This window comes from Micromonospora sp. NBC_00362, assembly GCF_026342155.1.
In the GTDB taxonomy this organism is placed as follows: domain Bacteria; phylum Actinomycetota; class Actinomycetes; order Mycobacteriales; family Micromonosporaceae; genus Micromonospora; species Micromonospora hortensis.
Genome location: NZ_JAPENH010000001.1, coordinates 489,939 through 510,653, shown reverse-complemented (window position 1 = coordinate 510,653; position 20,715 = coordinate 489,939). Strand labels below are relative to the sequence as shown.

15 protein-coding genes and 1 pseudogene are annotated in these 20,715 nt (G+C 65.5%); 7 read left to right on the top strand and 9 right to left on the bottom strand.

Going from position 1 to position 20,715, the window contains the following annotated elements:
• Window positions 1–29: 29 nt before the first annotated feature.
• Together OG992_RS02245 and OG992_RS02240 are read left to right on the top strand one after the other, a co-directional pair.
• Complete coding sequence (locus OG992_RS02245) at window positions 30–2,579, top strand: DUF262 domain-containing protein (RefSeq protein WP_266302171.1); 2,550 nt, start codon at window positions 30–32, stop codon at window positions 2,577–2,579.
• 72 nt (window positions 2,580–2,651) lie between these two features.
• Complete coding sequence (locus tag OG992_RS02240; protein ID WP_266302170.1) at window positions 2,652–3,236, top strand: hypothetical protein; 585 nt, start codon at window positions 2,652–2,654, stop codon at window positions 3,234–3,236.
• 380 nt (window positions 3,237–3,616) lie between these two features.
• Here OG992_RS02240 and OG992_RS02235 read toward each other — a convergent pair whose 3' ends face one another.
• The 5 genes from OG992_RS02235 to OG992_RS02215 all read right to left on the bottom strand — a co-directional run bounded on the left by OG992_RS02235 (window position 3,617) and on the right by OG992_RS02215 (window position 7,011).
• The gene (locus OG992_RS02235) at window positions 3,617–4,060 is read right to left on the bottom strand and encodes an NUDIX domain-containing protein (protein WP_266302169.1); all 444 of its coding nucleotides are present in this window, start codon (window positions 4,058–4,060) and stop codon (window positions 3,617–3,619) included.
• Window positions 4,061–4,087: 27 nt separating this feature from the next.
• Window positions 4,088–4,888, bottom strand: coding sequence for a protein phosphatase 2C domain-containing protein (locus OG992_RS02230; protein WP_266302168.1), 801 nt, complete (start codon window positions 4,886–4,888; stop codon window positions 4,088–4,090).
• A gap of 14 nt (window positions 4,889–4,902) precedes the next feature.
• Window positions 4,903–5,856 (bottom strand): hypothetical protein, encoded by a 954-nt coding sequence (locus OG992_RS02225; protein ID WP_266302167.1) that lies wholly within the window; start codon window positions 5,854–5,856, stop codon window positions 4,903–4,905.
• Window positions 5,857–5,917: 61 nt separating this feature from the next.
• Window positions 5,918–6,658: a TauD/TfdA family dioxygenase gene (locus tag OG992_RS02220; protein WP_266302166.1), complete on the bottom strand. Its 741-nt coding sequence runs from the start codon at window positions 6,656–6,658 to the stop codon at window positions 5,918–5,920.
• A 20-nt stretch (window positions 6,659–6,678) separates the two neighbouring features.
• The gene (locus OG992_RS02215) at window positions 6,679–7,011 is read right to left on the bottom strand and encodes a hypothetical protein (protein ID WP_112678173.1); all 333 of its coding nucleotides are present in this window, start codon (window positions 7,009–7,011) and stop codon (window positions 6,679–6,681) included.
• 271 nt (window positions 7,012–7,282) lie between these two features.
• On the opposite strand from OG992_RS02215, the gene OG992_RS02210 reads away from it, so the two are divergent.
• The 5 genes from OG992_RS02210 (at window position 7,283) to OG992_RS02190 (ending at window position 11,106) form a co-directional block, all read left to right on the top strand.
• On the top strand, window positions 7,283–7,786 hold the full coding sequence (locus OG992_RS02210) for a hypothetical protein (RefSeq protein WP_266302165.1): 504 nt from the start codon (window positions 7,283–7,285) through the stop codon (window positions 7,784–7,786).
• Window positions 7,787–7,947: 161 nt separating this feature from the next.
• Complete coding sequence (locus tag OG992_RS02205; protein WP_266302164.1) at window positions 7,948–9,372, top strand: hypothetical protein; 1,425 nt, start codon at window positions 7,948–7,950, stop codon at window positions 9,370–9,372.
• A 140-nt stretch (window positions 9,373–9,512) separates the two neighbouring features.
• The gene (locus OG992_RS02200; protein ID WP_266302163.1) at window positions 9,513–9,827 is read left to right on the top strand and encodes a hypothetical protein; all 315 of its coding nucleotides are present in this window, start codon (window positions 9,513–9,515) and stop codon (window positions 9,825–9,827) included.
• A 210-nt stretch (window positions 9,828–10,037) separates the two neighbouring features.
• Window positions 10,038–10,919 (top strand): helix-turn-helix transcriptional regulator, encoded by an 882-nt coding sequence (locus OG992_RS02195; protein ID WP_266302162.1) that lies wholly within the window; start codon window positions 10,038–10,040, stop codon window positions 10,917–10,919.
• Complete coding sequence (locus OG992_RS02190) at window positions 10,912–11,106, top strand: DUF397 domain-containing protein (RefSeq protein WP_266302161.1); 195 nt, start codon at window positions 10,912–10,914, stop codon at window positions 11,104–11,106. The genes OG992_RS02195 and OG992_RS02190 overlap by 8 nt, the downstream gene beginning before the upstream one ends.
• A gap of 204 nt (window positions 11,107–11,310) precedes the next feature.
• On the opposite strand, the pseudogene OG992_RS02185 reads toward OG992_RS02190, so the two are convergent.
• The 4 genes and pseudogenes from OG992_RS02185 to OG992_RS02170 all read right to left on the bottom strand — a co-directional run.
• Window positions 11,311–11,585: pseudogene (locus OG992_RS02185) on the bottom strand (IS5/IS1182 family transposase); the annotation flags it as partial.
• 129 nt (window positions 11,586–11,714) lie between these two features.
• On the bottom strand, window positions 11,715–16,628 hold the full coding sequence (locus OG992_RS02180) for a class I SAM-dependent DNA methyltransferase (protein WP_266302160.1): 4,914 nt from the start codon (window positions 16,626–16,628) through the stop codon (window positions 11,715–11,717).
• A gap of 76 nt (window positions 16,629–16,704) precedes the next feature.
• Window positions 16,705–19,506, bottom strand: a complete 2,802-nt coding sequence (locus OG992_RS02175; RefSeq protein ID WP_266302159.1) for a helicase-related protein — start codon at window positions 19,504–19,506, stop codon at window positions 16,705–16,707.
• A gap of 13 nt (window positions 19,507–19,519) precedes the next feature.
• Complete coding sequence (locus OG992_RS02170) at window positions 19,520–20,581, bottom strand: serine/threonine-protein kinase (protein ID WP_266302158.1); 1,062 nt, start codon at window positions 20,579–20,581, stop codon at window positions 19,520–19,522.
• Between the last annotated feature and the right edge of the window lie 134 nt (window positions 20,582–20,715).

Below are 20,715 nucleotides of genomic sequence, written 5' to 3'. Positions count from 1 at the left end.
TCCGGAACGAATGAGGTGACGGCTACCCGATGGTCGCAGCGGCAGAGACCACCCTGCAGGGACTACTCGAAGGCACGAAGCAGTATCAGGTGCCCCTTTACCAGCGCACCTACTCGTGGCAGGGCCACCAACTGGAGCGGTTGTGGGACGACCTCGTCCGGCTAGCCGAGGACAGGGCCGCGAACCCAAAAACGACCCACTTCATTGGGTCGCTGGTGCTGGCACCCAGCCCCAACAACGGCCCTGCGGGCGTTGGGGTGTTCTTGGTGGTCGATGGCCAACAGCGATTGACGACCCTGTCCATTCTGCTCAGCGCCATCCGGGACCACCGGGTAGCCACCGAAGACGATACCCACCGCGACCGACTCACCGGCCAGTATCTGATCAACCAGTGGGTGCCCGAGCGCCGCTTGAAGCTCGTCCCCACCCAGGCCGACCTCGACGCTTATCTGGCCTGCGTAGACTCCTCGGCGCAGGCCGGTGGGGGTGAGGTCGGCGCAGCCTACAAGTTCTTCCGCGACCGGCTGGCGGCTCCGGCCGCCGCAACACAGGTCAAGGACCTGGAAGATGCGGTGCTCTTCGGGTTAGCGCTGGTCTCGGTGATCGCGCACCCCGACGACAACGTCTATCGAATCTTCGAGTCGCTGAACAACACCGGCCTCAAACTGACCCAGGCCGACTTGCTGCGAAACTACCTGTTCATGCGTCTGCCAGACCGCAGCAAGACCGTGTACGACGCGCACTGGCTGCCGTTGCAGCAGCGGTTCAACTCAACGGAGTTGGAGACCCTGTTCTGGTTGGACCTGGTGCAGCGCGACCCGCGAATCACGCAAGGCGACACCTACGCGCGGCAGCAGGCGCGGCTCGACCGGCTCGGCACGGAAGATGACATCGAGGCCGAGGTGCGTCGATTCGGTCGTCTCGGCCGGCTGCTGGAAATCATCCTGCATCCCGACAAGGAGCAGGACTCGGACGTACGTTTCCGGCTGGAGCGATTGCACACCTGGGGCACGACTACCGTCTACCCGCTCCTGCTGCACTTGCTGGATCGTCGCAGCCTGGGCACTGCAACCAGCGCGCAAGTCGCGTCGGCAATGCGGTACGTGGAGAGTTTCCTCGTCCGGCGGCTGTTGATCGGCCGGGCCACCGCGAACATCAACCGCAATCTGCTGTCCATCGTCACCGAGATGAACAAGGACCTACCGGTAGACCAGGCGGTACACGCCTACCTGTCGGCCGGCCGCAAGTACTACGCGACGGACGCCGATGTACGCCACGCAGTACGCTCCCTGCCGTTCTACACCAACGGAAGGGCATCGCAACGTTCGCTGGTGCTGCGCTGGTTGGAGGAGTCGTACGACAGCAAGGAGCCGGTCTCTCCGGCGAAGCTGACCATCGAGCACGTCCTGCCGCAGAGCATGGGTCCAGAGTGGCAGCGTATGCTCGCTGCGGACCTCGAACCGCACGAGAACGTCATTGAGGTGCACGACGCCCTGAAGCACACGTTGGGCAACCTCACGCTGACCGGGTACAACGCCGAATTGGGCAATAGTCCCTTCGCCGTGAAGCGGGTCGACCTAGCCAAGAGCGGCGTACGTCTCACTCGGGACATCGTCGCCTGTGAGCGCTGGGGGCGACCGCAGATTCATGCCCGCGCCGACGCCCTTGCCGAGCGGATCATCAATCTTTGGCCAGGACCAACCGGGCCGACGGTCGATCAGTCCGAGGTCCGTTGGGATCTTATGGAAGCGGCACTCTCCGCGATGCCGGCCGGCTCCTGGACGACATACGGAGACCTGGCAGCGTTGATCGGCACCGCACCCCAGCCGGTCGGCAATCGGCTACGCGCCGTTCCAGTTCCCAACGCCCACCGTGTGCTGCAGGCTGAGGGAACGAAGGCCGGTGGTTTCCGTTGGCCCGACGGGCGCACGGACGACCCGGTCTCGGTGCTGAAAGCTGAAGGCGTCTTGTTCGATCAGCATGGCCGGGCCGACCCAGGCCAACGCATCGACCTCGACGAGCTTGCACAACTGACCGGCCTAGCCCCAGACGAACTGCCCCGGCGGCTGCCCCAACCTCGACCCGGTGATGGGCAGTCCCTCGCAGAACGTTTCACCGAGCAGCTCGGGGTACTGCAAGGTCCGGTCGTCGCCGGAGCCACGCTGACACTGCTCGACCGATGGACCGAGATGGGTGGCACGCTCCTCTACGGCGGTGGAGCGGAGACATCCTGCTTCCTAATGGCCCGCGAACGTGGCCACCGTGACGGCGACATCTGGCCGGTGACCCTTTACCCCAGTGGGAAAGTTGAGGTGGTCTTCCAGCACATGGCCAGTCGCTTGCCGTTTGACGACGTGACACTGCGTGAACAGTTCCGGCAACGACTTAATCAGCTTCCCGGCGTGAGAATCGCCGCCGCGAAACTCACACTTCGACCCGGCATCCCACTGACCGTCCTCGCCGACCACGCCGCCGCTTCGGCCCTCGTGGAGCACCTGCAGTGGTTCTACGACCAAGCGCATCTGTCCGAGGAAGCGGACGAGTCACTCGCGGATCAGACCGAGCCGTATTCCTTGTAACCCTTCAAGTAACTTCCCGACATAGACGATTGGTGGATCGCCCCGCACGTCGGTAAAATCTAGAGTTCTGCTGTGGCCCTGAAAAGAACCGCACCAGAGGTGCTCAGCATCGAACTCGGCCCGGTAAGGATGTGGCGTGACGACGCGTCCGAGCTGGTTAAGCTCCTGTCTCAGTGCTGCGACAAGCCACCGAAGCTAACGGCTGATGATTACGAGTTGGACGACGTCGACGAGGATTTCGACGCACTACTGAAGCAGGGTTTGAAGGAAATCGCGCAGTTCACCCTCGTCGGCGATGACGGACGAGTGCGCCTGCAGCTCGGCGCCACCAACACCGTCGAGATCACCACACCAACCCTGCGTGACAAGGGGGCACTGGGCGAGGCCAGCAAGATCATCCGTCGGTGTCGTCGTTTTGAGTTCGGAGCGGCTGTGGTCACATTACTAGGTGCCTCGATCATCAGCGTGCTTCGGTTCCGCTTCCCTGGTCTCGGCACACCCCTCCTGCGCTGGGAAACCGAAACAGTGATCTACACGAGTACGCGGGCGCAGTCGCCAACGTTCTGGCAACGCAAGCGTGACGACGTCTGGATCAACGCGGTATCCCTAGCCATGGGTGGTGTGATCGGTTACTTCGTCAACGAGATGACCGGTTGACCCTCCGAAATCCCATCCTCTTCCGCGTTCGCTACGCGCGCTGTCGCGCTTCACGAAGGCATGGCGTCTTGTCCGTCCGCCACTGACTTAGGTCGAACGACTCTCGCAATGACTCGTGCGATCTCTGAGCCAACAGTCGCTACCGGCGATCAACTCCTCCGACCAATGCGTCGACGACGCGCTCGGGTACGCCAAGACGCGCGAGGCGTACACCGGCATCACAAGAGGTTTACCCCTGGACGTCGGCAAGGGCGGGATGTCGACCATTCACGCGCAGGGGCTGCACCAGTTGGGAGTGTCCACCACCCGCCTCACCGCCTCCCCGCGTACCAAGGGGCGGCCAAACTATGTCCGACTCGGGGCCGCCGCAGGCAAACCCGCTACGTCGTCAGCCGACGCTTGTGCCAGCGCTGGATGGTCCGCTTGTAGGGCTCGGGCATGTGCAGATGAGGCACCTCGTCGTACGTGAACACGCCAAGCTCCTTGTGCTCGGCGGAGTAGACGAGGGCCTCGTCGCCGACGTAGGTGGCGCCGAAGCTCACGATGAACACGTGCCGGATCGGCGTGATCTCGTAGATCCAGGAGTCGATGATGTCGACCTCGGTGATGGTCAGCCCAAGCTCTTCGGCGACCTCACGACAGACGCCGTCCTCGGGCGTCTCGCCTACTTCGAGTTTGCCGCCGGGCAACTCCCACTCGTCACGCTCGTTGCGTAGCAGTGGCACTCGGCCGTGGTGATCGATGACCAGCTTGACCGAGATCGGTAGTTGGTACTCGAAATACCCCGGGTTTCTTTCGACCAGGTACGGCGGTCGTTCCGTCATGCGGGAAGCCCTTCCATGTGTGCGGCGTCAGTTCGGGGCCAGCAGGAGGGCGGCGATGTCGTCGGCCCGCTTGAACCGGCCGCCGCCACTGTCGGGGTCGTCTTCCACGTCCCGGATCAGCTTCTCCAGGTAGTGCAGCCCTCGATCGCGCGCGTCGGGGACCACCTGGGTCCATGAGCGGTAGAGCCCATAGTCGGTGACCAGACGAGCGAAGCCATCGGTGCAGAGCAGTATGCAGTCGGTGTTCATCCATTCGCCGGCAGCGGTGTGTGGGCGAAGCTGGCGATTCGGGTGCCCGGAGAAGACCGACTCGGCATCACCGGAGGTCATCGTGTGTAGCCGGCGCTGGTGCATCGCCGCGACGACCCGGTCCGCCTCGCGATCGTTCGTCGCCACCGCCGCAGCTTCACGACGATCGAAGTAGCCGGTGGACAGGACCGTCGGGTGAGCGCCGTCGACAACGACGGTGGCGTCGCCGATGCGGGCGAGTTCGTAGCCGGTGCCCTGGTCGACGCAGACCGCTATGGAGCAGGCGGGTGGCACCCTGCTCGCAGGGAACGACAGGGCCGCCTGCTCGCGGGCCACGTCATCGGCGATCGACGTCAGCAGTGCGGCGGCCGGGCCTCGGTACTCATCGAGGCCGGCTCCGGTCAACCGTTCACCGATGCGGTCGACAAGCCACTGCACGTCACTGTCAGCGGGCAGCGCGGTGTCGTCGTACACGTCGGTGGCACCGTCGATGACCCAGGCGAGGGTGCCGCGGTGGCCGACACGGTCCTCGTTCGCCCGCGCACCACCGGCGGAGGTAATCGCTTCTCCTACCTTCATGGCTGGTCCAACTCTCATGACATCCACGAGGCCGGCACGAACATTCCCGCCCCGATCATCGCGCACCCGATGACGACCGCTGCGATCACCCGGCGAACGCGGCTGTTGTTGACGAGGGAAAACGTACCGAAAACGACGCTGATCGCACCGGACGCCACGAGCATGAGGCGAAGGCCCTCCACACCGCTGCTCTGGCTGGCGATGTTGCTGGCGGTGGCGATGAACGCCACCACGGCTGCCAGCAGACCCAGGAGTTGCAGTTGCTGGCCCTTGAACTCGGTCAACTCGGTGCGGAAGCGGGCGTGGGCCTGGGCCCATCGGGCGCGCTCCTGCATCAGATCGATCCGAATACGACTCGACTGGTACTGGGTGAGCCGGCGCAGGTGGTCCCGGGAGGTGCGTGGCTCAAGTTCGATGGCCTGAGCGACGGCAGTCCTCGCCGCCTCGAACTCCCCTCGCAGTGCCAGCACCCGCCCTTTTGTCTCGTAGTAGTGGGCGATACGGCCCTGGGTCAAGGTGATCGCCCGGTCGACGTGCCGCTCCACCTCGTCGAGGTCACGCGCTGGGCCGGGGTCCTCCAGACGTTCGAGGTATTCGATCCAGAAGGCGGCCAACTGGTGGACCACCGCCGCCACGTCGGGCATGGAGGCGACCGCCTGACGGGAGTATTCGACCGAGCTGCGAAGCGAGGCGAGGTCACCCTTGGCTCGGGCCACGATCGCCCGAAACGTATGGAAGTAGGGCTCAGCTCCAAACTCGTCCTCGTGATCTCGGACGACCGAGCCGTATTCAGCGTGGCGCTCTTCGCGTCGTAACCGCAGCAGAAGCGCGTAGAGCGCCGCGAACCGGGATCGGGCGCGGATGGTTCGATCGTCAAGGGCGGCTCGCAGCAGCGACTCGGGGTCCGGGTACGCCTCGATGACGGTTCGGATCGCCTGCGGAAAGGCGGCGTCGGACGGTGGCGGCACCCGCGACAGCGCGACGACGAGGTGGGCTCGGCTCTGCGATGACGACTCTGTCGGGCGTGGTTTAGGAACTCGCAAAAGGAAACCCCCGATTCAGCCACGCGTACGGATGGTCGCTGTTGACGCGCGCCAGGAACCGCACGATGCTCCTGTCCCCGGTGAAGGCTGTTCGCCCGTGCATGAAGCGATGATTGTGAACGAGGTAGCCGTCACCCGAGCCCAGATGCAGTGATCGTGTCGTATCGACGATCAGACGACGGATCTCGGCCACAAGATCCGTACGTCCGTCCGCGCTGTACGGACCGGCAACCCGGTCGTCGCGGTAGCGGATTCGGGCGTGGCCCGGGGTGAACTCGACGAGAGGTGGGCCCGATCGACCGGTCGCCGTCCTCAGCCGCAATTCGGCGATCGTGGCATCCTCGGCCCAATGGCGGACGAGCGTCAGCACCCGGCTGCCGTCCACCAGGGTGGCGCTGCCCCCTGCCCTCGCCGGAGCGAGCATCAGTGTGGCGAGCACACTCGGTGGCTGTGCGTGCAGACTGCGATCGGTGTGCGGCAAGAGCGGCAGCTCGGTGAAGCCTGCTTCGTTGTTGTCACCATCGCCGGTGCCCATTCGGGGCGCGATGACGGTCAGTCCTTCCGCGACCTGGTGAGGATGGCCGACCGGGACCGTCCAGCGGTCGAGGAGCGCCCTGACTTCGGCAACTGACGCCTCCTGAATCAGGACGACGCCGTCGCGGGCGAGGGTGGCGGGCAGCAGATTTTGTCTCACTTCGACAGCATGTCCCGCCTCCACCAGCAGCATTCGCCTTCGCCTACCCGCGGTCAGTCCTCAGGCTCGTCCAGTTCGACGGCGGCCGGAAGCTGCGACCGGTCGGGGGGCCGCACCGGAGCGGGAGTGGGCAACGCACCCAGACCGGCCCCGTCCAACGCGGTGTGCAGCGTTCCGACCAGTTCCTTGAGCACGTCTTCCCGGGCCTGGTTGTAGGCGAGCTGTGCCGCCGCACCAGCGGCGGCACCGGCGCGCTCGTAGCCGCCCCAGGTGTCCAACCACTCGTAGGAGCCGTTGACGCGCCGCATGCGGGCGACCCAGTAGATGGATCCCTGCTTGCGAACCGTCCAGTAGCTGCCATCGGCCGTGTAGTTCCGGTACGCCATACCGACCAACCTATCGACCCGGCTCGTAGGTCACCTCAGCCTTACGTCCACTTCGGACGACGCGCCGCATTGGCAGGCCAGAAGGAGCCATCCTTGCGGCATTTGGCCGCTAACTGGCAAAATTTAATTGCGACGGTACGCAATTTGCACTATTGGGATTTCGCTCAACTTGAAGCCGTCAAGCCAGATAGAAGACAGGTTGGTTCTTCGACCACCAACTGATCTGCTTTCATCGGTCCATACAAGGCGGTTAGCGCGAAGGAGAATGTCTATGTTCATCGTGGCGACGCAGGATCCAAGAACACGCGGCAATTCTGAAGGACCCGATTCCGGTGCGGCAGCGTGGGGTGCTCTCCTGCCCATCGACGCCGGCCTCACCCAGGCCGAGGCGGATCGGCAGTTGGCCACCTACCTGGCCGGGGTGCAGGCGGGCGAGCCGCTGTGCATCCGCGCGCACGGCAACGACGAGGAGATCGGCGACGCCGAGGCCGGCGCGAAGGACTGGGGTTGGACCTACAAGAAGCTGGCCCGGATGCTGGCCACCCACCTGACCGCCAAACCGAGCGTCGTCCTGATCCGGTCGTGCGCCGAAGAGGTGACCAACTTCCCCACTCAGATGGCGGTCCGCCTGGAGTCGAACTGGCCGGTCGCGAACCACCTCGACAGGGTCGTCATCTACGGCTACAACACGTCTGTCAGCATCAGCACACCCGTCCCCTCGCCGCAGCAGCTGACCAAGAACATCCAGGTCCAGCCGGTCATCGTCTCGTTGTGACCCGCCGCCGAGCCGAGCAATTCATCGTGCACGCCGACTTCTCTCCGCATTTCGGGTTGCCCGCGTAGCGAGCTGGCGCACTCGCGTGACATTGACACTCCGAGATTCTTCAATCACTCTGGGTGCCTGTCTCGTGCAGTGCGTCAGCACCGGGGGTGGGCGTGGAGATTGATTCGCTCGTAAAGTCGCTGAGCTACCCGTCGCTGCTGGCGCTCAGTTCCTCCCCCGAACTCGTCGACGACGTGCTCCGGTACGCCACGACACACGCCAAGACGCGCGAGGCGTACTGGCACCACAAGACGTTGACCCCGGTGGACGTCGGCAGCGGCGGGATACGGACCACGCCCGCGCAGGTGCTCCATGAGCTGGGGGTCGCCACCACACTGTTGACCGCGTCCCCACTGTCGCAGGTGGCTCGGCACTGGGCCGCTGTCCGCTACTGCGCCACGCTCACCAAGAACGGTGGGCGTCTCGCGCTGACGCCGGATGCCAACGAGGTCGTCTATCACCACAAGGTGACCCAGTCCGAGCAGTTGGGCATCGGCCTGGCCCTCGTGGTCGCCAAGCGTCTGTTACGCAAACAGTATCGAGGGTGGACGTTCCACGCGGTTGACGCAGAGGTGGCGTTGAAGGCGGGCTTCGTGGATGGCGGCGGTGCAGTGCAGCCGGTCTCGCGGACCAAGATGCGGCCGGACTACATCCTGCTCGGCCATCACGCCACGAGGAGACACAGGCGGATGAAGATTGTGATTCTGGAGTGCAAGGGCACTCACGGTCCGCCGAGCTTCATCCACGGGCAGCTCGCCCGAGCCGCCGTACAGGTGGAGGCGTTGTCGGTGGGCGGGAGCCACCCGCCGTCGCTGATGGTCGCCTCGCACCTCACCCAGGCCGGGATCACCGCCTACGTGCTCGACCCGCCTGGCGATGACGAGTTGTGGTCCGGCGACGACGAAGAGCTTGACGGTCTGTTGAGCACCGCCCCCGAGGACCAGTACTGGCGACCGCGCACGGTTTCCCCTCCGGAGCCCGAAGCGAGACAGGCACCCGAGGACGTACCGTCGCCCGCCGACGAGATCATCACCGATCCGGATCTGGCCGAGGAGTTGCCGTCCGGTGCACCCCAGGTCTTCGACATCCCCGAGCAGCAGCGTGGGTGGTTCACTCAGATCTTGACCCGCGCCGTGGCGGCCACCGCCCTGCTCTTCGCCGGGAACAGCGCCGCCGCCAGCGGCTATGCCACTCCCCGCCAGCGAGGGACGGAGGATCCGGCATTTCAGCCAGGGCTGTTCAACCTGGACCCCGCGTGGGCGACGAGCAGCGCAGCGACATTCGCGCTACCCGACGGGCTCTCCGCGGAGGGCACCCGGCATCGCGCACCCCTGGGCCAGGGAAGGGTCCTGGAGGTCTTCCGAGGCGTGGAAAGCCGCCTCTACCGCGAGTTGGCCGAAGGCCAGGTCAGCGCCTACCTGAGGAATGCGCCGATCTTCTTCGGCAGGCGGGCGGCGTCGCCGGCCGACGGCAGCCTGTACTCGTTCGGCCAGGATGGAACCGTCCTGGTCGTCCGGGTCCTCAACGACGGCGGGTGAGACGGCCCCTACGCCCACCTCGCCGCTACTTCCCGGCACCACCGAACCGGTCGTGCTTGGCAGAATCCGACGGATGAACGCTCCGATGGTTGATGCCTGCGGCGTCCCCGGCATGCTGGCCTTCCCGTGGTGATCGACAGATGATCCGACAGACATCGCCCTGGGCTACAAGCCCTCTGCTGCGGTGGAAGCTCGCCACGCCGTTGATCGGGCTCAGCCTGTTGATGGTCGTCCCGGCCGTGTTCGGCACCGTGACCTGGTGGTCGCTCTACGGGGTCGGCTACCGGGCGCTGAACGTCGTCATCTGCCTCGTCCTCACCGCTCAACTGGCGGTGGCGGTCTCCATCGGCGTCCGACCGAGCAGGGACGTGCCCTGGACGAGGGCCGGGCTGGTCATTCTCGGCATGCTGGTCGCCTGCGGCCTGGCCCGGATTCGCCACGAACTCAAAACCTGACCCACCCCATTCCACCCCCGACAGTACGCCGAATAAGCGCGCGTGGGAATTGCGCGTTCATGGCTGCTGTCGGGGGTGCCTTGTATGGTCAGAGGCGTAGTTTCTTGGCGTGGCAGCACCCAATGGAATTGATTCCCGGGCGCAACGGCCGCGCGTTTCACCGATGGCGTCCGGATGTAACAAAATGCAACACGGAGAGGGCGGGAGCCGATGGCCGACGACATGGGATCAACAGTGCCGCGACGGCAGCTCGGGCGGGCGCTGCGCGAGCTACGCACCGAGGCGCGGATGACACTGGACGGCGCGGCCGAGGCGATGCAGTGGAGCCGGCAGAAGATGTGGCGCATCGAGACCGGCCTCGGCCCGGTCCGCACCCTCGACGCCAAGGCCATGTGCGAGCTGTACGGGGCGACGCCCGATCTGACCGGCGCCCTCACCGCCCTGGCCGCCGAGACCAAGGCCAAGGGCTGGTGGCACTCGTACGGCGACGCCGTCCCCGACTGGTTCGAGCTGTACGTCGGCCTGGAATCCGCCGCATCACGGCTCAGGGGGTACGACGAATCGCTGATCCCCGGTCTCTTGCAGACAGAGGCGTATGCCCGGGGTGTCTTTCAGAACCGCACCGACATGAGCGAAGAAGAGCTGGAGCAGTACATCAGCATCCGGCTCCAGCGACAGGGCCTCCTACGGCGTCGGTTGCCGAAGGCACCTCAGCTCAGCTCAGTGCTCGCCGAGGCGCTGCTGATCAAGCAGATCGGCAGCCGGGCGGTGATGGTCGAACAGCTTCGCCACCTGAACGACCTCGCCGGCCTACCGAACCTCTCCATCCGGATCCTGCCGCTATCAGTCGGGGCGCACTACGGCGCGCTCGCCGGCACCTTCATGGTGCTCGACTTCCCGCTGACCAACCGAGTCGTCCCGGAGCCGTCCGTCGTCTACAGCGAGTCGCTAACGGGTGCCCTGTACCTCGACCGGCCCGAGGAGATCGCCGCCTACGAGAAGGTGTGGGCGAGCCTTACGTCTCTGGCTCTCGATGAGCAACAATCGAAGCAACTGATCAACAAGATCGTCGGAGAGGTCCATCATGGCTGAACTGGCCGGCGCCGTGTGGCGCAAGAGCACCCGCAGCGGCGACAACGGCGGTGCCTGTGTTGAGGTCGCTGACAACCTGCCCGGCCTCGTCGCGGTACGCGACAGCAAGGACCCGGCCGGGCCAGCCCTCACCTTCTTACCCGCAGCCTGGACCACTTTCGTCAGATCCACCAAGTCTTGTCGCTGAGCCCTAGATCAGACGGAAGCGCGGGCCGCCGATCCCCCGACCGTCGTGTTTGGGTCAGGCGGTCGCGTTCCGCTGACGGCTGGGGCACCTGGTCGATAATGACCACCGGTTGCGCCATATCTCCGCGTTCGCCGGGTGGACCGCCTGCGCCGGCTCTCAGGGTTGCGCCAACGAACACCGTTGGACACCCGCCATAAACTTGTCGTGCCGCTGATGCGGTCCGGCTCGCAGTACGGCTTCGGGTCTGCCACGCAGTCGAGCTCAATGAGCGTGTCGTCCAGAATTGAGTCCGCCAGTCGCCGAATGCTCCCCATCGGAGTAGACAGGTACTCAGCGACCGCGGCGAGCAGGGCGATCGCTTCCTGCACGTAGCGGCCAAGCAGTGGCGACACCGGCGGGGAACCCGGCCGCGAACGGGTGTAGGTGTCACCGTCACACAGGTGGTCTACGGCGAAGAGCGCCTGTCGGCCCGGATCGATACCTTCCCCAGCGAAAGTCGAGCTGAATACGCTACATGAATCTTAGTAAATGTCTTTGAAGTCATCCACGACCTACCACAAGAACGCCAAAAGCTTCCCCCTTTTGAGAGTTCCGATAATGCCAACGGGTTACGACGGCCACTGCCCCACGTCAATCGCACCCTGAAGCTGCTTGCTGAACACCTCATGTGCCTGCCGGTACTCCTTCTCCCGATCCGCCTTCACGAAGGGCGCGGAGTATCCCTCCAGCGGCGGGTTGTGATCCGGATCATCAAGGTAAGCCACTAATTGCCCATATGCTTCGTTCGGCTGGTTGACGCCGCGCGCGTAGTAGTCCTTGGTTATCCTGCGCCCATTGCCGTCGAACCACATGGCGGACTCATACTCGTTCAGAACTGGGAACCGTGCGCTATACATAGACAACAGCTCATCGTCACCGATTCCGAGCCAGACCGCGATAAGCGCATCGAGCTCAACCAGAGCAGATCGGCGAGCCCGCTCTGTACGGAGTGGAAGTTGCCAGGTCCACGCGCGGTCGACTTCTCCAAGGACCTGCGCCTCGGGAAGCGCGGGCCATTGTACTGCCCAATCTTCAACCTCCCATTTCTTGTCGAAAAGTCTCTGCCAGAGCGGTGCGTACGCCTGCGTGACGCAATTCAGCCGCAGAACACGCAGGAGCGCCGCAGCGGCGAGCGGATGTTCGGGGTCAGGCGCAGGCATCGCCCCTGCATTGTTTACATCCAAATGGCCACGACCGGTGATGCGAAGAAGGTAGTCCAGCGGCAAAGCTGCCCAGAATGCCGCATGCAGAGCCGTCTCTCGTTCATCACCAACCACCATTGACCGGACGGCATGAATATGCGTTGGCCCTGGGGGGATGATGGCTGCAAACAGGCTTCGTTCCGTCGTGAGCGGCACCATCTCGCGCCATGCTAGGCGGTAGTAGTCGGTGTAAGGTCGCCCATTCCATGTATCCTGCGCTTGTCGGTAGGCAGCTCGGCCAACACTCCGCCGATAGTTCGTCCGTGGGACCGCATCTCCGACGACATCCGTCAAATTCCACGGCTCGTAGTCCTTGTTGCTCCGACAGGGAATATTGGGATTTTTGGCTAGAGGAGTGGCAACACTCAAATGTGGACCTTGCAAGATGACTTCAGACCAGTCGTGCGGGTCTGAACCCTGCCATGCAATAAGTCCGGCATCCTTTGCCCCCTTTTCATCGAAGCCTCTTGCAATAAGAGACTTTCGATCGATAAGGCGTTGCCGCACTTTCGCCATCGCGGCGATAGCGCCTTGCTCGCCTAAGGTGATCGGTTGAAGCAGCCTCGTCTGGCAGACAGCAACGTCAAGGTCACCTACCACCATTCGCCACTCAGCGAGCACCGACTCATCAACGGTGATAAGCCGGCCGCGATGCGGCCGCAGATCCCATGTTCCTTCCGCTTTCATCCCCGGCAGGGGGCCATGCCCGTCGTGCTCTAGAGAACCAACGAGCGTTTCGGGCGCGTAGAGCCAGCTAACATGCGTAAAGTCAATGTGGTCCCGCGCTGGCCCGTATACATGGATACCGAACTCCTGTCGCCAGTTGATTTCCCCGAATAGTAGTCGCATGTTTTGAAAGTGTGCATGGAGCCTCAGGTGCTCGTAAGCCGCCGCACGTAATCTGCCCTCTCGCGCACCGTTGAAGTGGCTGTCGGGGTGGATTAGGCCAGCTATGCCCACCCGGGCCAGGTTAGACCACACACGGCACGCGAATGCTCGATACAAGTCCGGCTGGGTGCCCGCGAGCAAGCCGTAGGTCGCGGGAGCTGAGTAGAAGGCGACATACCCGGTGTTGGCGGTGAACTCTTGGGCGAAGAAGCCATCGGCTCTCGCGGTCAGAAGCCTTCGACGGTGCCACTCGCTCGGCGGGGCGTTGGCGGTCAACACAAACCAGGGGTCGCCCTCCGCGAGCACGCTATCTTCCTGCCATCGCGGCCGCACCCAGGGTGGGTTGCCGACCTGGAGGTCGAAGCCGCCCTTGGCGAAGGCTTGAGCGAAGTTGAGTTCCCAGTGGAAGAAGCCCTGTTGCTCGGCAATCTGGTCGACAGCCAGCAGCCAGGGGAAACGGTCTGACAGCGTCCACGGCGAGTCGACGCCGATCACGGCGTCGAGCTTCCGCTCGAAGTCGCTCATCTCGCTCAGGCTGGTCAACTTTCGGCCGTAGAACCGCTCAGTGTTCTCGTCCACGTCACTGCGTCCGACGAGCGCTTCGGCGAAGGTCAGCCAGTCATCCAGGTTAGACAGCGGCACCTGCTGGCGAAGCTGCTCCGCCACCGTCATCCGCCTCGTGCCGGTTGCCTTCGTCGGCATCTTTATCTGCTGCGGTTGCACGTTGCCGAAGATGTCCGCGGTCTCGTAGACGGCCGGTTCCTCGTACGCCGGCTCGTCCTTAATGTGCGAGACCTGGACCGGCGTGGCTGGGTACGCCGGGTCGGAGCCGTCGAGTAGCCCAACCTTGTCCAGCGGCCAGAACCACAGCGCGCACCAGACGTCCATCAGCGTCTTGAGCCGCCAGTACGGCGTGCCCGGCGCGGTCAGGTCGGCGAGGATTTCCTCCCGCAGCACCGCCTCGGTGACCGGCGGCAGGTCGTCAGCGCCCCAGACCTTGATGTCACGGCGGATCTCCCGCTCCGAGATGTCGAGCCGCTGCTGCACCAGGCCCCACAGAAACTCGACCCGTCGTGCCAGGGCCTGCAACCGCTGGACCTGTGAGTTCTTCCCCTTGGCGGACGGCGTGCGTTTCATCGCCGTACGCCACGCCTTTAGTCGGGCGGTCTCGGCCGGCGCCAGCTCGCGGGCCTCCTTCTCGCCCGCGACCGCGCCCCAGCCGTCGGCGGGGAGCAGGAAGTGGTGAATGGTGCCCTCGTCGATCGGCCCGTCCCGGAAGGGCTGTTCCTTCGGGACGGTGGTGAGCCACGACTTGTCGGCGAGCTGCTTCGGGCCGTAGGTCTTGCGGCCGGCGCCGATGAGTGAGTTGCCGCGTTGCAGGTGCAGACCGAACCAGGGTGCCTGGAGGCCGGCGTGCATGACGTTGAGCCAGAGCGACACCTCGGCCAGCTCGACGGCGGTGCGGTTGAGGTCGACGCCGTAGCTGTTGTGCAGGGCGATGTACGCCTTCACCCGCTGGAGTTCGAGGTGGTAGTCCTCCGGGTCGAGGGTGACGTCCAGTTCCTTCTGCCGGCGGCGCAGGTATTCGGCGGCGACCTGGTTGATCGCCTCGTTGAGGAACGCGCCGGAGCCGAGCGCCGGTTCGCAGATCGTCCAGTCCAACAGTTCACGGGCCGGGGTGATCGTGTCGTCCTGGTCGAGCCGGTACTTGAGGGCGAGCTGGACGGTGACTTCGGTGAGCGACTGCGGCGTGTAGTAGGAGGCGCTGGTCTGCCGGTCCCGGCCGGCGAGCCGGTAGACGAACTGTCCCGGCTCGTAACAGACCCGGCTGCGGACCCCGGTGTACGCGTCCTCCTTGTAGACGAAGACACCATCGTCGTACTCGTCGACCTTGGAGGCCGGGATCATCCACGAGCCGTCCTTCGGGTCGCCGTTCTTGGCGACCTCGTAGAGCTGCTCGGTCGCGACGAAACCGGTGTACGACATCAGGCCCTCGTAGACCGCGCCGAGCTGGTTGATGCCGAGCTGGGCGTACGAGATGAAGCCGCCGCGGCGCTTCTTGCCGCCCTTGGTGAGCATCAGCCGGCGCAGCACCTCGTAGAGGACCTTGTTGCGCAGCCGCGTGTCGATTTTCGGGGCTTGGTCGTCGTCAGGGTCGCTGCCGGGCTCGGCGATGAGCCGGCCGATGAGCTTGGTCTTCTCCGGCAGGAACAGGTCGGAGCGCATGGGCTCGAAGCGCAGCCCCTCCCCCTCGCTGGCCTTGTCCTCGACGTCCGCGCCGCCGCGCGGGCGGTGTCCCTCGTTGACCATGCGGAACAGCAGGTCGAGTGACTCGTACAGGTGGGTGCCGTCCTCGGCGGAGGGGGCGAGGCGGCGGGAGACGAGGTCACCGAGGCGGGCCAGGCTGTAGCCCTCGACGTACTGGGGGTCGTTGACCGGCAGCACGCCCAGTTCGGGGCGGGCCTCGGCGTAGAGCAGGAACAGGATCCGGTAGAGGTAGCGCAGGGACTCCCGGCCAAGTTCCTTGGCCAGCTCGTCGAGGTCCATCACCTGCTGCGGCTGGTATCCGGCACGGCGGATCTGGTCGAGGACCTCGTTGGCAATGAGTTCGACGGAGACCTTCAGGCCCTCGCGGAGTTCGCTGGACACCCCGACGGCGTGCTGGCGGGAGCCGGCGACCAGGTCGGCGAGGGGTTCGGTGCCGCCCTCGGCGGGTGGGCGCAGCGAGTCGGCGCCGAAGAGCGCGGCGACGACGTCCAGTTCCTTGTCGTCGTTGCGGGCGTACGCGGTGTCGAGGCTGACGGCCAGGTAGCGCCCCTCACCCCAGACGGTGCGGTCGGCGAGCGTGATCACGCCGCCGCTGAGGATCAGCACGTAGCGGGGCTTCGGGCTGTCGGCGGCGAAGAGCAGGGAGGCGAGCTTGGCGCCCGTCTCGATGGTCTCGGTGGTCGACAGGGTGAGCGGGTCGAGGAGGCGGCCGGCGTCGTCCGGGTCCTGTGCTGCCTCGGTGTCGACCGCCCAACCGCAGTCCAGTGCGATGATGCCGTGTGCGGTGGTCAGCTCGGCGTGGGCGACTTTGACCTCGTACTCCTGGCCGTTGCGCTCGACGGTGATGGTCTGCGGCTGCGGGTCGAAGCCCAGCGCCCGCAACACGTCCTGGTGCTGCTTGCGCAGCCGCTCGGGGTCGAAGAACTCGACGTCGGTCAGCTCGGTCTTGGCGTCGAAGTACTGCCGGCGCATGCCGCGCAGGCCGGTGCGCGGCGTCGGCTCGCCAGACTTCTCCGTCTCGGCCCACTGCTTGAGCAGACCGCCTTTGAGGGTCGTGGGCAGGATCTCGGCGAGGTAGTGCGCGGAGAGGTACTCGCCGCGGTTGGTCAGCGACTCGAAGCTCATGCCGGCACTCCGCTTCGCTCCGTGCCGCCCTGAGGCACCATCGCACTCAGCCTGATGATTCGCTCGCTACGCTCGCTCATGCGGTACTCTCCTGCGACGGTACGAGGACGGCGAGCACCCGCAGCAGCGGGTCGCCGGCTGTTTCCAGGCGGTCGAGCAGGTCGTGCTGCTCCTGGACAGTGGTGTCGACGCGTTGGCGTCGCTTCTCCCGATGCGCGGCGGGCAGCTCATCGAGGATGCTGGCCTGCTGGAAGGTCCTCAGCTGCTCGCGGTGCCGCCGCAACGGCTCGGCGTTGGCCTCGGCCCACTCGGCGCGCTTGCCTTCCAGATACTGCCGGGCGACCTGGACGGCTTCCGGCAGCAGATCCTTGAGCTGGTCGATCGCGATGGCCTCGGCGCGGTTGACCATCACCGGTCCGACGTTGGCCTCCCGCAATACCTCGTCCATGGGACGGATCGTCGGCGACGCGGGCAGGTCGGAGACGGCCATCCACTGGACCACGGTGGGTTGGCCGAGGCGGTTGGCGTAGACGCCCTGGATCAGGAACGTCGGCGCGGTCACGTCGGCGGTGAGCACCGGGGCCTGCTGGCGACCCAGCCGGATCAGGACCTTGTCGACCAGCCAGTCGACCATCGGGTGCACGTCGCTGAGGAAGGCGATGTCCGGCCACATCGGGGTCTTGCTCTGCCGGGCCTGGTCGAGCTTGCGCTGGGCGAGCGCACGGTCGAAGGTGACCTTGAGTCGGAGGTCCTCACCCTCCCGATGCGCCCGCAGGTAGGTGCGGGGCAGGTCGGTGAGCCGGTGCACCAGGTCGTCAGGGGCGAGGAAGGTCATCAGTTCGTCCTCGCGGCGCAGGTCGATGTGATCCTCGGGCCGGTCCTCGTAGATCTCGTAGAGGGCGGCGTCGACGAAGTCCTGGGTGGAGTCGAAGAGCTTCGGCACCTTCGCCTGGGGCACGTCCTCCGCTACGGGAGCGGTACCGACCTCCCCGAAGAGGTCAGCCATCACGTCGACCTCGGCGTGGGCAGCTTCGTAGGACTCGTCCACCGACTTGCCGGCGAGCAGGTCCCGGACCAACCGGTCCTCCTCGGCCTTGGCGTCGTACTGGCCCGTCACCGCCTCGACGCTGCCGAGGCTGCGGTGGGCGGTCTCCTCCCGGTTGAGCAGCTTCTCAGCGACCGTTCGGTCGTCCTTGGCGTCCTCGCGGTCGGAGGTGAGGATCAGCGCGCGGAACTGCGGCTGGTGCTTCTGCCCGTAGCGGTCGATACGGCCGTTGCGCTGCTCGATCCGGATCAGGCTCCACGGGATGTCGTAGTGGATCAGGTGGTGGCACTGCTGGTGCAGGTTGACACCCTCCGAGGCGACATCACCGGTGAAGAGCAACCGGACGTCGCTGCCGGCCAGCTCGAACTCCTGCAGGATCGTCTGCTCGTCCTTGTCGGCCACACCGCCGTGCAGCACCCGGATGGCGTTCGGCTTGAGGCCGAGCATTCCGGGGACTACCTCGGCGAGCCACTTGATGGTCGGCACCCGCTCGGAGAAGACCACGGCCCGGGTTGCGCTGTTCTTGCCGACGCCGATCTTCCTCAACTCGTCGACCAGGCCCTTGAGCTTGCTGGAGTCGCTGTCGGTCATCGCGGAGGTCAGCTCCGCGAGCCGGTCCAGGGCCGCCCGCTCGGTGCCGGTGGCCTTCTTGCGCCGGTTGGTCACCGTCTCGTGCAACGCCCGGTGCGAGGACAGAAACGACTTCAACAAGGTGTACGGGAAGAGTCGGTGCTGCCCCGTGATTGGCTCGTCGGTCCACTTGCCGGCCAGCCACACATCGGTCAGCTCGTCGAAGATCTGTTCCTCGATCGTGGTCGCTGTGCAGTGCAGAGCCTCAGACGGGCCGCGGTCGGCCCAGCGGTCACCGATCTGGTCGCGTACCTCCGGGCTGATCTTCGTGCGGCGCAGGTAGAGGTGCGCGATGTCGCTGGCCTGGTAGTCCTTCTCGTTGGCGATCGCCGCCGGGTCGAGCAGCGAGATCAACTGCGCGAACGACTCCTTGTCGCCGTTGTGCGGGGTGGCGCTCGCCAAGAGCAGCGCGTCGGTCTTCGCGGCCAGGCGGCGGGCCAGCTCGTTGCGCTGGGTGCCCTTGTTGATGAGGTTGTGCGACTCGTCGATGACGACTGCGTCCCAGGTGGTGGCGTCGAGGTGGTGGCCGAACTGGCCGGCGTCCTTCAGGGTGTCGACCGAGATGATGGCCCGTTTGAAGTAGGTGAACGGGTTACGCCCGGCCGGGATCTCCTGCTGAATGCGCTGAATGCCGGTCGAGTCGAGCCGGACCAGCGGGATCGCGAACCGGGTCCAGAGCTCCCGCTGGAACTGTTCGAGGACCTGCTGGGGAGAGACCACCAGGATCCGGTCACCTCGGCCCCGGCGGATCAGCTCGGCGAGGATCAGCCCGATCTCCAGGGTCTTGCCCAGACCGACGACGTCAGCGAGCAGGATCCGCGGCCGCAGGCCGGACAGCGCCAGTTCGACGGGTCGCTGCTGGTAGGTCAGCGGGTCGAGCAGGAACCGGTCGGCGAGGGCCAACCCGCGCTCGGTGCGCGGCAGCGGAGTACGCCGCAGCACGGCCTCCAGGAAGAGGCGGCTCTGCCGGAACCGCGACGAGGTGTCCTGGATGAGGTCCGTCTCCTCGGGCACCAGCGGCGTGATGTCCTCAAGGTCGGTGAAGAAGGTCGCCTCGACGTCCTGCACGAACTCGGAGACGCCAACCGCCTTCACCATCGTGCCGTCCGCGGTGCCGGTCTTGACGCTGCGGATCAGCCATTCCTCGTCGCGGACGACGATGCGGGAGCCCGGGGCGAAGGTCGCGGCCTGGGTGGTGGTCATCGGTGGTGCCTTCCTACAGGGTCGAGCGGCGGGCGTACTGGCGGCGCATCTTGTCGACGAGCCACGTCACATCGGCTGGCGCGTTGGGCCGCTTGGCGTCGACCTTCGTGGGTGTCGTCTCCGGCACCGGTACGGTGTCCGCCTCGATGACCGGCGTGCCCTCCGGGTCCTGTTGCGGATCATCCAGGTCCGGAGGGACCAGCAGTTCCGTGCCACCGTCGTAGGTGAGTTCGGCGACTTCCTGGCGCAGGGCGTGGACGCTCTTGCCGCTGGCAGCGGTGGCGACCGCCAGCAGCCGGGCGCGAACGTCCGTCAGGCCGGGTCGGGCTGTGGGGTCGAAGGCGAGCATCGTGCCGAGCAACTGCACCAGCTCCGCCGGCACCCCGGACAGGTCAGGAAGGTCACTCGGCTCGCTGATGCGCAGCAGCAGATTCCAGGAGTTCGTCGGCGGGTAGAGCCCACGCCCGGTCAGCGCGAAGACCAGTGTCGCGGCAAGGGCGTATACATCGACCGCCGGCGTGAGGTCCCGCTCACCCTTGACCTGCTCGGGCGACATGTAGGCGGGAGTGCCGACCAGGGCACCCGGCTCGGTCAGGTAGTCGTCCCGCTCGATCAGCACCGCCAGGCCGAAATCGATCAGCTTGGGGCCGTCGGGGCCGAGGATGATGTTCTGCGGCTTGAGGTCGCGGTGCAGCAGCTTGACCTGGTGCACCTTGGCCAGGCCTTCAGCGAGCATCGCGCCGGCCATGGCGGCCAGCGGCAGGGGAAGCGGCCCCCGGGCGTCGACGTGCTGACGCAGCGTGGCGCCGGGAACGTACTCCACGGCGAGCCAGGCCGGGTTCGCGTACGGGTCGGCGCCCTCAAGGCGGGCCACCCGGGAGCCGAAGACCAACTTGAGGCTGTCGACCTCGGCGGCGAACCGCTCGCGCACCGTCGGCGCCTCGATGAGGTGCTGCTTGATCACCTTGACGGCGACCCGCTCGGCGGTCGGCGACACCGCGAAGAACACGTCGCCCATACCGCCTGAGCCGAGCGGCCGCACCAGTTCATAGCCGCCGATTCTGCCCAGCGTCATTCGTCCCCCTCACGATGACACAGACCCAAATTGCTCGTCTGGCCTGTCGGCTCGACGCCTGGCAGACGCATGACCGTACAACGTTGAACTTTCGACGAGGAAGCGTCCGAATGGCGGTTCCTATGAGACGTTGA

Coding starts and splice junctions, on each gene's coding strand:
- OG992_RS02245 (WP_266302171.1), top strand. CDS start 30: ATGGTCGCAGCGGCAGAGACCACCCTGCAGGGACTACTCGAAGGCACG.
- OG992_RS02235 (WP_266302169.1), bottom strand. CDS start 4,060: ATGACGGAACGACCGCCGTACCTGGTCGAAAGAAACCCGGGGTATTTC.
- OG992_RS02230 (WP_266302168.1), bottom strand. CDS start 4,888: ATGAAGGTAGGAGAAGCGATTACCTCCGCCGGTGGTGCGCGGGCGAAC.
- OG992_RS02220 (WP_266302166.1), bottom strand. CDS start 6,658: ATGCTGCTGGTGGAGGCGGGACATGCTGTCGAAGTGAGACAAAATCTG.
- OG992_RS02215 (WP_112678173.1), bottom strand. CDS start 7,011: ATGGCGTACCGGAACTACACGGCCGATGGCAGCTACTGGACGGTTCGC.
- OG992_RS02210 (WP_266302165.1), top strand. CDS start 7,283: ATGTTCATCGTGGCGACGCAGGATCCAAGAACACGCGGCAATTCTGAA.
- OG992_RS02200 (WP_266302163.1), top strand. CDS start 9,513: ATGATCCGACAGACATCGCCCTGGGCTACAAGCCCTCTGCTGCGGTGG.
- OG992_RS02195 (WP_266302162.1), top strand. CDS start 10,038: ATGGCCGACGACATGGGATCAACAGTGCCGCGACGGCAGCTCGGGCGG.
- OG992_RS02190 (WP_266302161.1), top strand. CDS start 10,912: ATGGCTGAACTGGCCGGCGCCGTGTGGCGCAAGAGCACCCGCAGCGGC.
- OG992_RS02180 (WP_266302160.1), bottom strand. CDS start 16,628: ATGAGCTTCGAGTCGCTGACCAACCGCGGCGAGTACCTCTCCGCGCAC.
- OG992_RS02175 (WP_266302159.1), bottom strand. CDS start 19,506: ATGACCACCACCCAGGCCGCGACCTTCGCCCCGGGCTCCCGCATCGTC.
- OG992_RS02170 (WP_266302158.1), bottom strand. CDS start 20,581: ATGACGCTGGGCAGAATCGGCGGCTATGAACTGGTGCGGCCGCTCGGC.